Below are 12,892 nucleotides of genomic sequence, written 5' to 3'. Positions count from 1 at the left end.
TCAAGTTTGTAAGTTTTAGTTCTTGAAATTCAACGCGCAGGGAAATGTCCTGCGTACATGTAGGAAGTTAGTTGTAGGAAAAGGAAAGAAATTCGACGATATTGCATCGCCGTAAAGCCAACGGGAAGCCCGCAGGCTCCCCGTTTCATGGGCAATCAGCTGTTCGGCAGCAGACGGCAGGTAATGCTCTTGATGTAGCGAGTCTCGGCGATAGCCGGGTGTACCGGATGATCCGGACCTTGACCGCCGCGTTCAAGCAACTGGATGTTGCGGTCCAGGTGGCGGGCGCTGGTCAGCAGGATGTTCTGCAGATCGTCCTCCGGCAGGTGCATCGAGCATGAAGCGCTGACCAGAATGCCGTCCTTGGTCAGCAGGCGCATGGCTTGCTCGTTCAGGCGACGGTAGGCGCCTTCGCCGTTCTTCATGTCTTTCTTGCGCTTGATGAACGCAGGCGGGTCGGCAACGATCACATCGAAACGTTCTTCGCTGGCCTTGAGTTCCTTCAGCGCTTCGAACACATCACCTTCGATGCAGGTCATCTTGTCGGCGAAGCCGTTCAGCGCGGCGTTACGCTCGACGCCGTCGAGGGCAAAGCCCGATGCGTCGACGCAGAACACTTCGCTGGCGCCGAACGCGGCAGCCTGCACGCCCCAGCCACCGATGTAGCTATAGAGGTCGAGAACGCGTTTGCCTTTGGCGTAAGGGGCCAGACGGGCGCGGTTCATGCGGTGGTCGTAGAACCAGCCGGTTTTCTGGCCGCCAATGACCGGCGCTTCGAATTTCACGCCGTTCTCTTCCAGGGCCACCCACTCCGGCACCAGGCCGAACACGGTTTCGACGTAGCGGTTGAGGCCTTCGGCATCACGGGCGGCGGAATCGTTCTTGAACAGGATGCCGCTCGGCTTGAGCACTTGGGTCAGTGCAGCGATCACGGCATCTTTATGCGCTTCCATGGTCGCCGAGGCGATCTGCACGACGAGGATGTCGCCGAAACGGTCGACTACCAGACCTGGCAGCAGGTCGGAGTCGCCATAGACCAGGCGGTAGAACGGCTTGTCGAACAGACGCTCGCGCAGTGACAGGGCCACGTTCAGGCGGTGCACCAGCAGCGACTTGTCCAGCGGCAACTTGATGTCGCGCGACAGCAGACGCGCGCAGATCAGGTTGTTCGGGCTCATGGCAACGATGCCCAGCGGCTTGCCGCCGGCAGCTTCGAGGATCGCCTGATCGCCGGCCTTGAAGCCGTGCAGTGGCGTGGCGGCCACATCGATTTCGTTGCTGTAGACCCACAAGTGGCCGTTGCGCAGGCGACGGTCGGCGTTGGCTTTGAGGCGCAGGCTAGGCAGGGACATGACGTCGCTCCGGAAAAAAGAGCGGGAGTATAGCGTGTTGCTCGGCCTGATTGGCTGGTGAGTGGATATGTGGCAAGGGCAATCAGTGAAGAAGGAGTTTACTGTGGCGAGGGGATTTATCCCCGATCGGCTGCGTAGCAGCCGCAAACCCCGAACGCAGTTGTCTGACTGACCGCGTGAATCGATTTGGGACAGCTGCGCTGTCCATCGGGGATAAATCCCCTCGCCACATAAATCCCCTCACCACATGAATTCACTAGCCCACAGATCAGGCTGACAGCGCGTCGATCAGCTCCTTGTTGAACGCCGGAATATCATCCGGCTGCCGGCTGCTGATCAGATGACCGTCCTTGACCACTTCTTTATCGACCCAGTTGGCCCCGGCATTCACCAGGTCATCCTTGAGGGTCTTGTAACTGGTCATGGTTTTGCCGTTGACCAGACCGGCGGAAATCAGCAACCAGCCGCCATGGCAGATCACCGCAATCGGTTTGCCGGCGGAGGCCCCGGTTTTCACCAGATGCTGGGCATCCTGGTCGATGCGGATGGTGTCGGAGTTCTGCACGCCGCCCGGCAGGACGAGCGCGTCGTACTGCTCGCTGCTGGCGCCTTGAAAGGTCTGGTCGACCTTGAAGTCATCCGCCGGTTTGTCGTGGTTCCAGCCTTTGACCTTGCCGGCCTCGGCGGAGAGGATGTCGACCTGGGCGCCGGCCTGCTCGAGAGCCTGCTTGGGGCCGGTCAACTCGACCTGTTCGAAACCGTCTGTTACCAAAATGGCGACGCGTTTGCCGGTGAGGGAGGTAGTCATCAATAAGCTCCTGAGTCTGCGGGAAATTACCGCCGAGCCGGTGCTTGTTTGTCCGGTCGGCCTTACACAGTCCGAAGCCTGAGCGTGAATGAAAGTTCCTGACAATTGCCCACTGGTGTGTCGTCGTGCGGTTTTTAGAGGTTAGAATCGCCGCCTGTCCCAGAGTGTGTACTTATGTCCCAAGAGCTGACCACCGAACAGATTCAACAATCCCTGCAAGGCATCAGTGTGCCGGCGCAGCCGCAGATCATGGTGGATCTGCAAATGGAGCAGTACATGCCCGACCCGGACCTGGAGGTGATCGCCAAGCTGATCTCCCAGGATCCCGGCCTGTCCGGTTCGCTGCTGAAAATCGTCAACTCGCCGTATTACGGCCTGAGCAACAAGATCACTTCGATCAAGCGCGCGGTGAACCTGCTGGGCAGCCGTTCGATCGTCAATCTGATCAACGCCATGTCGATCAAGGGCGAGATGAATGACGACACCATCGTCACCCTCAACCGTTTCTGGGATACCGCCCAGGATGTGGCCATGACCTGCCTGACCCTTGCCAAGCGCGTCGGCACCGAGGCCAGCGACGAGGCTTACGCCTTGGGGCTTTTCCACGACTGCGGCGTGCCGCTGATGCTTCAGCGTTTCCCGGATTACATGACGACACTCGAAAAGGCCTACGCCAACGCGAGTGCCGAGCGCCGGGTCGTGGACACCGAGAATGATGTCTACAACACCAATCACTCGGTGGTCGGTTATTACACCGCCAAGTCCTGGCGCCTGCCGGAACACGTCAGTGCAGCCATCGCCAACCACCACAATGCCCTGGCGATTTTCAGCGACGAAACCTCGCGCAACAGTCAGATGAAAAACCTGCTGGCGATCCTGAAGATGGCCGAGCACATCTGCGCGTCGTACCGGGTGCTGGGCAACCAGACCGAAGACTTCGAATGGCAGGCCGTCGGGCCGCTGGTGCTGGAGTACATCGGCCTCTCGGATTACGACTTCGAAACGTTGAAGCAGACGATCCGCGAACTTGGCGCACACTGATTTAGCAAACTGATTCGAGACCCCCATGCCTGAATTGCCGGAAGTCGAAACCACCCGCCGCGGGATCGCTCCGCACCTGGAAGGTCAGCGTGTCAGCCGGGTCATCGTGCGTGATCGCCGGTTGCGCTGGCCGATCCCCGAGGACCTCGATGTGCGCCTGTCCGGGCAGCGCATTGTGCTGGTCGAGCGGCGGGCCAAGTATTTGCTGATCAACGCCGAAGTCGGCACGCTGATCAGCCACTTGGGCATGTCCGGTAACTTGCGGCTGGTTGAGGTCGGGATGCCAGCGGCCAAGCATGAGCATGTCGATATCGAGCTGGAATCCGGGCTGGCCCTGCGCTACACCGATCCGCGCCGGTTCGGCGCGATGCTCTGGAGTAGCGACCCGCTCAATCACGAACTGCTGATTCGCCTCGGACCGGAGCCATTGACCGATCTGTTCGACGGCGAGCGGCTGTTCCAGTTGTCACGCGGGCGTTCGATGGCGGTCAAGCCGTTCATCATGGACAACGCGGTGGTGGTGGGCGTCGGCAATATTTACGCGACCGAAGCGCTGTTCGCCGCCGGGATTGATCCGCGGCGCGAAGCCAAGAGCATTTCCCGGGCGCGTTATCTGAAGCTGGCAATCGAGATCAAACGCATCCTCGCCGCAGCCATCGAGCGCGGCGGCACCACGTTGCGTGATTTCATTGGCGGCGACGGGCAACCGGGGTACTTCCAGCAGGAGCTCTTCGTTTATGGTCGTGGCGGTGAGCACTGCAAGGTTTGCGGCACCGGTCTGCGGGAAGTGAAGCTGGGGCAACGGGCCAGTGTGTTCTGTCCGCGCTGTCAGACCTGAGGTAAAAAACTGAAAAAGTCCTACGGTCTATAGTGAGTGGTCTCACTGTTCAGCCCGAAGGATCGTGCCATGAAGTCCTTGCAAGCCCTGTTTGTCACACTGCTGCTGTGTTCCAGCCTGGCCGTTCAGGCCACGGAAAGCGGCAGCGGTGATCCGCGCTACGCGATCCAGAACCCTCCCGCCTACGCCATGATTGGCGATCTGCTGATTGCCCGACCTTTGTTGGTGGCGGCAACGGTGCTGGGTGCGGGGGTGTTTGTGGTGTCATTGCCGTTTACCGCGCTGGGTGGCGGGATTGGCGATGCTGGGCAGGCGCTGGTGGTGGATCCGGCGAAAGCTGCTTTTGTGCGGTGTCTGGGGTGTACGGGGGAGGGGTTTGAGCAGCGTGAGTGAGCTGATCCGAGATCAGCGGTGTTATTGATGGCCTCATCGCGGGCAAGCCCGCTCCCACAAGGATTTCGGTGTTCACACGATTTGTGTATCACCACACAACCCTGTGGGAGCGGGCTTGCCCGCGATGGCGTTGGAACGGCGCTGAAGAACTCAGGCCTTGCCGGTGATCTTGCGGTACTTCTCCATCAACTGTTCTTCAGTCTCCGGATGCGCCTCGTCCAGCGGAATGCAATCCACCGGGCAGACCTGTTGGCACTGCGGTTCGTCGTAGTGGCCGACGCACTGGGTGCACAGGTTCGGGTCGATCACGTAGATCTCTTCGCCTTGGGAAATGGCAGCGTTCGGGCACTCGGGTTCGCAGACGTCGCAGTTGATGCAATCGTCGGTGATGATCAGGGACATGCTAACTCCAGCCGGGGCGGCAGGCCCGGGCGCAATAAATCAATGCGCGCAATTGTGCCGCATTGGCGAGCGCAGTGCACGCGGCTGCGATCAAGGGCACAAGACTGCAATCTTTAAAAGCAAAAGATCGCAGCCTTCGGCAGCTCCTACTTTTTGAAGCGCAGGGTCAGGGCATCGGCCACGGCCGGGTGCACGAACTTGCTGATATCGCCGCCCAGCGCGGCGATTTCCCGCACCAGCGTCGAGGAAATGAATGAATAACGCTCGGACGGGGTGAGAAACAGGCTCTCGACGTCCGGGGCCAACTGGCGGTTCATGTTGGCCAGCTGGAATTCGTATTCGAAGTCCGACACTGCGCGCAGACCGCGCAGGAACACATTGGCGTTCTGCTCTTTGGCGAAATGCGCCAGCAGCGTCGAGAAGCCGACCACTTCGACGTTGGGCAGGTGTTTGGTGACCTCGCGAGCCAGCTCAACCCGTTGTTCCAGCGGGAACAGCGGATTTTTCTTCGGGCTGGCGGCGACCGCAATGATCACGTGATCGAACAGGCGCGAGGCGCGTTCGACCAGATCGCCATGCCCTTTGGTAATAGGGTCGAAGGTACCTGGGTACAACACTCGGTTCATCGCGTCGTCCTGGCGGGAGTCCGTTGGGGAGTCGGATGGTATCGCAGCCGTCCCGGTCGGCCAAGTCGCCTGTTGGGTAAGAAAGCACTATAGACGACGCGATAAACCGTTTTTTTCACGGATTTCTCAGCCGATCGGCGAGGGATGTCGCCAGTTGTGCAGTCAGTCCATACACCGACAATTGCGGGTTGGCGCCAATGCTGGTGGGGAACAGCGAGCCGTCGTGAATCGAGAGATTGCTCAGTTGATGATGCCGGCCAAGGCTGTCGGTGACTGCGTTTTTCGGATCTTCACCCATTGCGCAACCGCCCATCACGTGGGCACTGCCCAGCCGCGTGCGATAGAGCTCAAGGCGCAGACCGTCGATCAATTTGCGCACCTCGGCCAGGGTGTTCACGTAGCGCGCATCGGCGTGCATCGGCATTACCGCTTTCGCGCCGCCGGCGAACTGGATCTCGGCCATGCTGTGAAACGCGCGACGCAAGCCTTCCCAGGCGTAAGGCGAGACTTGATAGTCGAGCACTGGTGAGCCGTCGCCGCGCAATTCGACACTGCCGCCGGGGCTGTCCGGATGGAAGCCGTCGCGCAGCAGCGCCAGCATCGCGTGCGTGCGTGGCAGATCAGCCATGTGTTCGGCGTTCTGCTGGCCGAAGCCGCCGAGCAGCGTTGCCGCCAGTGCCGGTTGCAGCGGTGGCACTTCGAGTTTGTAGCCCATTGGCCCGCTGGTGCCGTCCTGCCACTGGAAATGATCCGAGTAGATCGACTGCGGCGCGCCGTAGAACGGGTTGATCACCTCGTCGAAGCGCCCTGCAGACATGTTAACCAGATGCAAAAAGGTGCGTTTGCCGAGGCGCTGATGCGGGTCCGGCGCGTCTGAACGCAAGAGCAGGGCCGGGCTGTTGATGCCGCCGCCCGCCAGCACGTAATGCCGGGCCTTGACCGTGATTTTGCGTCCGGTCGGCGCGACGCAGCGCTCATCCATCGCCACACATTGCAGGCCGGTGATTTTGTCGCCGCTGATCAACAATTTTTCCGCGCGGGCCAGGTACAGCAGCTCGCCGCCCTTTTCCAGGGTCGCCGGAATGGTGGTGACCATCATCGATTGCTTGGCATTGGTCGGGCAGCCCATGCCGCAATAGCCAAGGTTCCAGCAGCCACGGACGTTGCGCGGGATCACGTGCCAGCTGTAGCCGAGTTGTTCACAGCCCTTGCGGATCACGTCGTTGTTGGCATTGGGCGGGACCCTCCATGGCGCGACGCCGAGGCGCTGTTCCATTTTCTCGAACCACGGCGCCATCTCGGCCGGGCTGTGGCCTTTGACGTTGTGCTCTTTCGCCCAGTGTTCGAGGGTTGGCTCGGGTGTGCGGAAGCTCGATGTCCAGTTGATCAGCGTGGTGCCGCCCACCGCACGGCCCTGGAGGATAGTGATCGCGCCGTCCTTGCTCATGCGGCCGATGCCTTCCTGATAGAGGCTGCTGTAGGCCTGGTCTTCAAGCATTTTGAAGTCGGAACTGGTCTTGAGCGGGCCTTCTTCGATCAGCAGCACTTTGTAACCGGCGGCGCTGAGGATCTCCGCCGTGGTGCCGCCTCCGGCGCCGCTGCCGATGATGGCCACGTCGGTTTGCAGCGTCAGGTCGTCGGTCAGTTGTGCGCCGTTGTAGGTTTTCCAGCCACGGGCAAGGCCTTCGCGGAACGGGTCGGGTACGGGCATTGATCAGGTTCTCTTGTTCTTGTTGTTCTGGCGGGCCCCTTCGCGAGCAAGCTCGCTCCCACAGGAGGAATGCGGTGCATGTGTGGGAGCGAGCCTGCTCGCGAAGGACGCGACTCGGTTTCAAACAGTCGGCGGGCCGGGGTAGCCGCAATGCGCCCATGACTCGGCGCGGGTGTACCAGGCCATCATCACCATTTGCTGCAATGAGCTATGGCCCATGCGCAGCAGGCTCAATGAACTGTTCTGCCAACGTTCGAGGAAGTGACGCATTGCCTCGGGGCTGGCGTTTTCCCAACTGCCCCAGATGCCGGTGAGCGGCCCGCGGGTAACGGCCATGCCGAGCACGTCGAACAGTTGTCGGGTGAGTTTGAGCATCTCCGGCGACAGGTGATCGAGGCTGAAGTCCAGCGACTTCAGAGTGCCATCCACCGCACCGGGCATTTTCTCGGTGGTCACGGCGCCTTCGAGCATCACCTGAATCAGTGCACGCAGGAACAGCAGGTCGCCATCACGCAAAGTGACGAAGCCATTGGCCGCGATACTCGATGAGCAACCACTGAGGCTGGCGCCAAGGCCGGCGGTGGCGAGGAACGCAGTGGCACCGAGGCTGAATTTCAGCAGGCCACGGCGCGACAGGGCAGGTGTTTCGGTCAGGCTTGGGTGCATTGTTGTTATTACCCGGCGGTGACGACGATTAGCGGATGAACAGCTTCTGGATCAGTTTCTGGATCGATTTGCCGTACGGCGGATAGATCAACTTCGCGGCGTTGAAGCGCTGTTTGATCAGTACGCCCTTGGCCTTGCTGAAAGTCAGGAAGCCTTCGTGGCCGTGATAGTGGCCCATGCCCGACGGGCCGATGCCGCCGAATGGCATGTCGTCCTGGGCCACGTGCAACAAGGTGTCGTTCAGGCATACGCCGCCGGAGTGGGTTTCGTGCAGCACGCGGTTCTGTTCGCGCTTGTCGTAGCCGAAGTAGTAAAGCGCCAGAGGACGCGGGCGCTGATTGATGTAGGCAAACGCCTGATCGAGATCCTGATACGGCACGATCGGCAGCAGCGGGCCGAAGATTTCATCCTGCATCACGGTCATTTCATCGGTGACGTTCAGCAGCAGGCTGTGCGGCATGCGCCGGCCCTGGCCTTGTTCGAACAGCGGAATCAGCAGCGCGCCCTTGCTCGTGGCGTCGCTGACATAACTGTTGAGCCGGGCCAGTTGGCGCTCGTTAATGATCGCGGTGTAGTCCGGGTTGTCGGCGAGGGTCGGATAGAAATTGTTCACTACCTGGCGATAGGCTTCGACGAACGCTCCGACACGGTCTTGCGGTACCAGCACGTAATCGGGCGCGACGCAGGTCTGGCCGGCGTTGAGGGTTTTACCGAAGGCGATGCGTTCGGCGGCGTCCTTGAGCGGTACGTCGCCGGAGACAATGGCCGGGGACTTGCCGCCCAGTTCGAGGGTCACCGGGGTCAGGTTTTCCGCCGCCGCGCGCATCACGTGCTTGCCGATGCTGGTGGCGCCGGTGAACAGCAGGTGATCAAAGCGCAAACGGGAGAACGCCACGCCGATGTCGGCCTCGCCGAGCACCACGCAGACCAGGTCTTCGGGGAAAATTCGTCCCAGCAGGGTTTTGAGCAACTGGCCGGTGGCCGGAGTCGATTCGCTGAGTTTGAGCATCACCCGGTTGCCCGCCGCGAGCGCACCGACCAATGGGCCGATGGCCAGATACAACGGGTAGTTCCACGGGACGATGATACCGACCACGCCGAGCGGCTGGTACACGACTTTCGCTGACGCCGGCTGAAAGGCCATGCCGACTTTGCGCCGCGACGACTTCATCCAGCCCTTGAGATGGCGGCTGGCGTAATGGATACCGTGCAGGCTGGGCATCAGCTCGGCAAGCAGGGTTTCATCGGCGCTGCGATGACTGAAATCTGCGCTGATGGCGTCGATCAAGGCCTGGCGCTCATTGCTGAGCATGTCGCGCAACGCTTTGAGCCATTGCTGACGCTGGGCCGCCGGCGGCATCGGGTTGGCTGTGTAGGCGGCGCGCTGTGCCGCGAACAGCTGATCCAGCTCTTCCAGGGGCTGTTGCAGCGTTTGCAGATAAGCAATGTCGGCAGTCATCGTCGGCTCCGGATTTATTGTAGTGAGGACTTTTTAGAGTCTAAGCTCTAGAAAGTCAAATGACTTCCCGACACAGCTTTGTTTTATCCAATTCCGGTTAGGTCGTAAGATGCCCCTCACCGCACTCTGAATTAAAGCTCAAGCCATGGCCCCACGAATAAAAACCAGCGAGCGCATCGTGCAGAACAGCCTCGAACTGTTCAATCAGCAGGGCGAGCGCAGCATCAGCACCAATCACATTGCCGCGCACATGGAGATTTCTCCGGGCAATCTGTACTACCACTTCCCCAACAAGCAGGCGATCATCGCTGTGTTGTTCAGTGAGTACGAAAGCCTGGTCGACAGCTTTTTGCGCCCGCCGCAGGGGCGTGCCGCCACCGTCGAAGACAAGCGCTATTACCTCAAGGAGCTGCTGTCGGCGATGTGGGGCTACCGCTTTCTGCATCGGGATCTGGAACACCTGCTCGACAGTGACCCGGACCTGGCCGCGCGCTACCGGCGTTTTTCCCAGCGCTGTGTGATCCAGGGCATGGCGATCTACGAGGGCTTTGTCGCCGCCGGCATTCTCAAGATGGATCGGGTACAGATCGAGTCCCTGACGATCAATGCCTGGATCATCCTCACCTCGTGGGTGCGTTTTCTGTGCACCACCCGGGAAAACTCCAACCACCTCAGCGAGCAGGCCATCAAACGTGGCGTCTATCAGGTGCTGGTGCTGGAAGCCGGGTTCGTCACCGATCAGGCCCGCGAAGAGGTGAATGCCTTGTTCGACGAGTTCTACGTACCGCTGGCCCAGGCCCTCGAGGAAGGGCGGTAACCCATTTCGAAGTCGCTCACAGGAGTCCGTCATGCCGATTGCGCAACTGCTCAGCCCGACCGCACTGGATGCCCGCAAGGAGCAGCCGGGGCTGGTGATTCTCGATTGTCGTTTTGCCCTCGAAGACCCGGACTACGGGCAGCGCAGCTATGCCGAAGGGCACATCGCCGGCGCCCGCTTCGCTGACCTTGAGCGTGACCTGAGTGGCAAAGTGGTCAAAGGCGTGACCGGGCGTCACCCGTTGCCCGAGCCGGCGGCATTGATCGAGCGTCTGCAGGCGTGGGGCATCAATGTCGACAGCGACGTGGTTTTGTACGACGACGGCCCTGGTGCCTATGCGGCCCGCGCCTGGTGGTTGCTGGCGTGGCTGGGCAAGCGCGACGGCGTGTACATTCTCGACGGCGGCCTCAAGGCCTGGCACGCGGCGGGTCAACCGCTGAGCCTGGATGCGCCGTCGGTCAGCCGGGGCAACTTCAGTGGTCAGCCGGACATGAAACTGCTGCTGAGCGCCGAGCAATTGTACCAGCGCCTTGCTCAGCCGTCGCTGACATTGCTCGATGCCCGGGCCTTGCCGCGCTTCAAGGGTGAGGTGGAACCGATCGATCCGATTGCCGGGCACATTCCCGGGGCGCAATGCGCGGCGTTTACCGAGAACCTCGGCAGCGACGGGCGCTTCCTGCCAGCGGAGCAGCTCAAGCAGCGTTTCGCGGCGAAACTCGGCGAGCGTTCGCCAACGGACCTGGTCGCTTATTGCGGTTCCGGGGTGACGGCGTGTCATAACCTGTTTGCGTTGTGCCTGGCGGGGTATCCGCTGGGTTCGCTGTATGCCGGGTCGTGGAGTGAGTGGATCAACGAGCCTTCCAGAGGTATAGCCACGGGCGAATAACAGCAAAAGATCGCAGCCTGCGGCAGCTCCTACAGGGGCTGGCGTGCCGCAGGCCGCGATCTTTTAGCGTTCCACGCGGGCACTGCGATACGCCGCCGGCCCAACCCCGTAAACCTGCTTGAACTGTCGGCTGAGATGACTCTGATCGGCAAAGCCCAGTTGCATGGCGACTTCCACCGGCAGGCAACCACTCTGCAATAAACCCCGGGCAGTGGCGATGCGTTGCTGCATCAGCCAGGTGTGCGGCGGCATGCCGGTGGCGCGGCGGAAGACACGGGCGAAGTGGAAGGGCGACAGATTCACAGCGGCCGCCAGTTCTTCCAGCGATGGCGGCGCCGCCAGTTGCGCGTGCAGCAGCTCCTTGGCCATCACCACCGCGCGATGCTCCTTGCCCGGTTTGCCGTTGATCTGCACCGCTGCATGCCGCTGCAACAGCAGCATCATCATTTCGCGCCACACCGTCTGCTGTTGCAGCGCGGTGGCCGGGCTTTCCAGCAAGCGATGCAACTGACAGAAACCGTTGACCAGATCCGGGTCGCGGTACAGCGTCGCGCCAAACGCCGGCATCGGCGCGCAGGGCAATTCCAGTTCCTCGAGCAAGGACACGATCTGTCCGGTATCGGGATAAAAGGCCCGGTACAGCCAGCCGTCCTCGGTGCCCTTGTGCCCGGTGTGCAATTCGTCCGGATTGATCAGCACCAGCGTGCCGCTGCCGGCCAGGTGTTCGGCGCCGCGATAGCGATAACGCTGGGCGCCGGCCATGATCATGCCGATCACATAACCGTCGTGGACGTGCGGGGCGAAGCGATGCTCGATGTAGCGCGCCGACAGCAACTCGACCCCGGCCAGCGGCGCGGTTTGCCAGAAGCGGATCGACTCGCCCTGATCGCTCACGACGTCACACGGGCCAGCCATTGCGGGATGCGCCGTTCCAGGTAGTAGCCGGGCTGGCGGAACGTGCCATCGACAAAGCCGACGTGCCCGCCCTTGGCCTGCAATTCGAACTGGGTGCTGGCGGACAGTTCTTCGGCCGTCGGCAGGCTGTGGGGGAATACGAACGGATCGTCAGCGGCCTGAATGATCAGGGTCGGGGTGCGGATTTCACCGAGAAAGTAGCGACTCGATGCTCGCCGATAGTAATCCTCGGCATCGTTGAAACCGTGCAGCGGCGCGGTGACTCGGCCATCGAAGTCCCAGAAGGTGCGCATGTTCTCCAGCGAACCGAGCGCCGCCAGGGCTGCCAGGCCATCCTCACGCCCGTCATGCTGGAACTGGCGCTGCTTGTTCTTGATGTAGGCGACCATCTCGCGCATGAAGTGTGCTTGATAGACCTTGGAGAAACCCTGGCCAATGCGGTCGGCACACTGATCAAGACGAAACGGCACCGACACCGCCACCGCACCGAGCACGCCGCTGTCGCTGCCGGTCTCGCCCAGATGCTTGAGCAACACGTTGCCGCCCAATGAATAGCCGACCGCATACAGCGGCGCCAGCGGGCGCTTGGCCCGCAAGTGTTTGATGGCCTCGGCGAGGTCTTCGCTGGCACCGGAGTGGTAACTGCGCGGCAGCAGGTTGGGTTCGCCAGAGCAACCGCGCCAGTTCAGCGCGACGCTGGCCCAGCCTCGGGCGGCGAGCGCGGCCTGGATCCCGGCGACGTAAGGCGAATTGGATGAACCGGTCAGCCCATGCAGCACCAGCACCAGCGGCGCCTCGGCGCTGTGCGGGCCATGCCAGTCGAGATCGAGAAAATCCCCGTCGTCCAGCCACAGGCGTTCCCGCTCGCGATCAAGGTGGACGGTTTTGCGCCACAGCGGCCCCCACAAGGTTTGCAGGTGCGGATTGCCGAGGCCGAAGGCGGGGGTGAAGCGTTCAGTTTCCAGAGGACACACACCT

General features: G+C 61.4%; 14 protein-coding genes. 5 read left to right on the top strand and 9 right to left on the bottom strand.

The window, feature by feature from the left end:
* Positions 1-155: 155 nt before the first annotated feature.
* Both AC193Q_RS18565 and AC193Q_RS18560 read right to left on the bottom strand, forming a co-directional pair.
* Positions 156-1,352, bottom strand: a complete 1,197-nt coding sequence (locus tag AC193Q_RS18565) for a class I SAM-dependent rRNA methyltransferase (RefSeq protein WP_041063621.1) — start codon at positions 1,350-1,352, stop codon at positions 156-158.
* A 268-nt stretch (positions 1,353-1,620) separates the two neighbouring features.
* Positions 1,621-2,160: a type 1 glutamine amidotransferase domain-containing protein gene (locus tag AC193Q_RS18560; protein ID WP_182402882.1), complete on the bottom strand. Its 540-nt coding sequence runs from the start codon at positions 2,158-2,160 to the stop codon at positions 1,621-1,623.
* Positions 2,161-2,388: 228 nt separating this feature from the next.
* On the opposite strand from AC193Q_RS18560, the gene AC193Q_RS18555 reads away from it, so the two are divergent.
* From AC193Q_RS18555 to AC193Q_RS18545, 3 genes are all read left to right on the top strand, one after another.
* Positions 2,389-3,201, top strand: coding sequence for an HDOD domain-containing protein (locus AC193Q_RS18555; protein WP_179295008.1), 813 nt, complete (start codon positions 2,389-2,391; stop codon positions 3,199-3,201).
* 25 nt (positions 3,202-3,226) lie between these two features.
* The gene (gene mutM, locus AC193Q_RS18550) at positions 3,227-4,039 is read left to right on the top strand and encodes a bifunctional DNA-formamidopyrimidine glycosylase/DNA-(apurinic or apyrimidinic site) lyase (protein ID WP_047297159.1); all 813 of its coding nucleotides are present in this window, start codon (positions 3,227-3,229) and stop codon (positions 4,037-4,039) included.
* Between the two features lie 69 nt (positions 4,040-4,108).
* Complete coding sequence (locus AC193Q_RS18545; protein ID WP_483878670.1) at positions 4,109-4,432, top strand: multidrug transporter; 324 nt, start codon at positions 4,109-4,111, stop codon at positions 4,430-4,432.
* A gap of 150 nt (positions 4,433-4,582) precedes the next feature.
* On the opposite strand, the gene AC193Q_RS18540 is transcribed toward AC193Q_RS18545, so the two are convergent.
* The 5 genes from AC193Q_RS18540 to AC193Q_RS18520 form a co-directional block, all read right to left on the bottom strand.
* Entirely contained in the window at positions 4,583-4,834 is a 252-nt protein-coding gene (locus tag AC193Q_RS18540) for a YfhL family 4Fe-4S dicluster ferredoxin (protein WP_003195146.1), read from the bottom strand.
* Positions 4,835-4,980: 146 nt separating this feature from the next.
* Positions 4,981-5,460, bottom strand: a complete 480-nt coding sequence (coaD, locus tag AC193Q_RS18535; protein WP_003229157.1) for a pantetheine-phosphate adenylyltransferase — start codon at positions 5,458-5,460, stop codon at positions 4,981-4,983.
* Positions 5,461-5,575: 115 nt separating this feature from the next.
* A complete protein-coding gene (locus tag AC193Q_RS18530) occupies positions 5,576-7,171 on the bottom strand; it encodes a GMC family oxidoreductase (protein ID WP_483878669.1) in 1,596 nt (531 codons plus the stop codon).
* A gap of 120 nt (positions 7,172-7,291) precedes the next feature.
* Positions 7,292-7,837 carry a twin-arginine translocation pathway signal protein gene (locus AC193Q_RS18525; protein WP_483878668.1) on the bottom strand — a complete coding sequence of 182 codons (546 nt, stop codon included), beginning with the start codon at positions 7,835-7,837 and terminating at the stop codon, positions 7,292-7,294.
* Positions 7,838-7,865: 28 nt separating this feature from the next.
* A complete protein-coding gene (locus AC193Q_RS18520; protein WP_483878667.1) occupies positions 7,866-9,296 on the bottom strand; it encodes a coniferyl aldehyde dehydrogenase in 1,431 nt (476 codons plus the stop codon).
* Positions 9,297-9,441: 145 nt separating this feature from the next.
* On the opposite strand from AC193Q_RS18520, the gene AC193Q_RS18515 reads away from it, so the two are divergent.
* Both AC193Q_RS18515 and AC193Q_RS18510 read left to right on the top strand, forming a co-directional pair.
* Positions 9,442-10,113, top strand: coding sequence for a TetR/AcrR family transcriptional regulator (locus tag AC193Q_RS18515; RefSeq protein WP_007964152.1), 672 nt, complete (start codon positions 9,442-9,444; stop codon positions 10,111-10,113).
* Between the two features lie 31 nt (positions 10,114-10,144).
* A complete protein-coding gene (locus tag AC193Q_RS18510) occupies positions 10,145-10,999 on the top strand; it encodes a sulfurtransferase (RefSeq protein ID WP_483878666.1) in 855 nt (284 codons plus the stop codon).
* 63 nt (positions 11,000-11,062) lie between these two features.
* Here the strand turns inward: AC193Q_RS18510 and AC193Q_RS18505 are convergent, their stop codons facing one another.
* Positions 11,063-11,914, bottom strand: coding sequence for an AraC family ligand binding domain-containing protein (locus tag AC193Q_RS18505; RefSeq protein ID WP_183082814.1), 852 nt, complete (start codon positions 11,912-11,914; stop codon positions 11,063-11,065).
* Entirely contained in the window at positions 11,890-12,888 is a 999-nt protein-coding gene (locus tag AC193Q_RS18500) for a hydrolase (RefSeq protein ID WP_483878665.1), read from the bottom strand. The genes AC193Q_RS18505 and AC193Q_RS18500 overlap by 25 nt, the downstream gene beginning before the upstream one ends.
* Positions 12,889-12,892: the final 4 nt, after the last annotated feature.

It is taken from the genome of Pseudomonas sp. F2, from assembly GCF_057174385.1.
The sequence above is the reverse complement of the archived record's forward strand: the minus strand, read 5'-3'. Positions and strand labels throughout refer to the sequence as shown.

Bases quoted from the DNA above. Each gene is read 5' to 3' on its own strand.
- AC193Q_RS18565 (WP_041063621.1), bottom strand. From the start codon at position 1,352: ATGTCCCTGCCTAGCCTGCGCCTCAAAGCCAACGCCGACCGTCGCCTG.
- AC193Q_RS18560 (WP_182402882.1), bottom strand. From the start codon at position 2,160: ATGACTACCTCCCTCACCGGCAAACGCGTCGCCATTTTGGTAACAGAC.
- mutM (WP_047297159.1), top strand. From the start codon at position 3,227: ATGCCTGAATTGCCGGAAGTCGAAACCACCCGCCGCGGGATCGCTCCG.
- AC193Q_RS18545 (WP_483878670.1), top strand. From the start codon at position 4,109: ATGAAGTCCTTGCAAGCCCTGTTTGTCACACTGCTGCTGTGTTCCAGC.
- AC193Q_RS18540 (WP_003195146.1), bottom strand. From the start codon at position 4,834: ATGTCCCTGATCATCACCGACGATTGCATCAACTGCGACGTCTGCGAA.
- coaD (WP_003229157.1), bottom strand. From the start codon at position 5,460: ATGAACCGAGTGTTGTACCCAGGTACCTTCGACCCTATTACCAAAGGG.
- AC193Q_RS18530 (WP_483878669.1), bottom strand. From the start codon at position 7,171: ATGCCCGTACCCGACCCGTTCCGCGAAGGCCTTGCCCGTGGCTGGAAA.
- AC193Q_RS18525 (WP_483878668.1), bottom strand. From the start codon at position 7,837: ATGCACCCAAGCCTGACCGAAACACCTGCCCTGTCGCGCCGTGGCCTG.
- AC193Q_RS18520 (WP_483878667.1), bottom strand. From the start codon at position 9,296: ATGACTGCCGACATTGCTTATCTGCAAACGCTGCAACAGCCCCTGGAA.
- AC193Q_RS18515 (WP_007964152.1), top strand. From the start codon at position 9,442: ATGGCCCCACGAATAAAAACCAGCGAGCGCATCGTGCAGAACAGCCTC.
- AC193Q_RS18510 (WP_483878666.1), top strand. From the start codon at position 10,145: ATGCCGATTGCGCAACTGCTCAGCCCGACCGCACTGGATGCCCGCAAG.
- AC193Q_RS18505 (WP_183082814.1), bottom strand. From the start codon at position 11,914: ATGGCTGGCCCGTGTGACGTCGTGAGCGATCAGGGCGAGTCGATCCGC.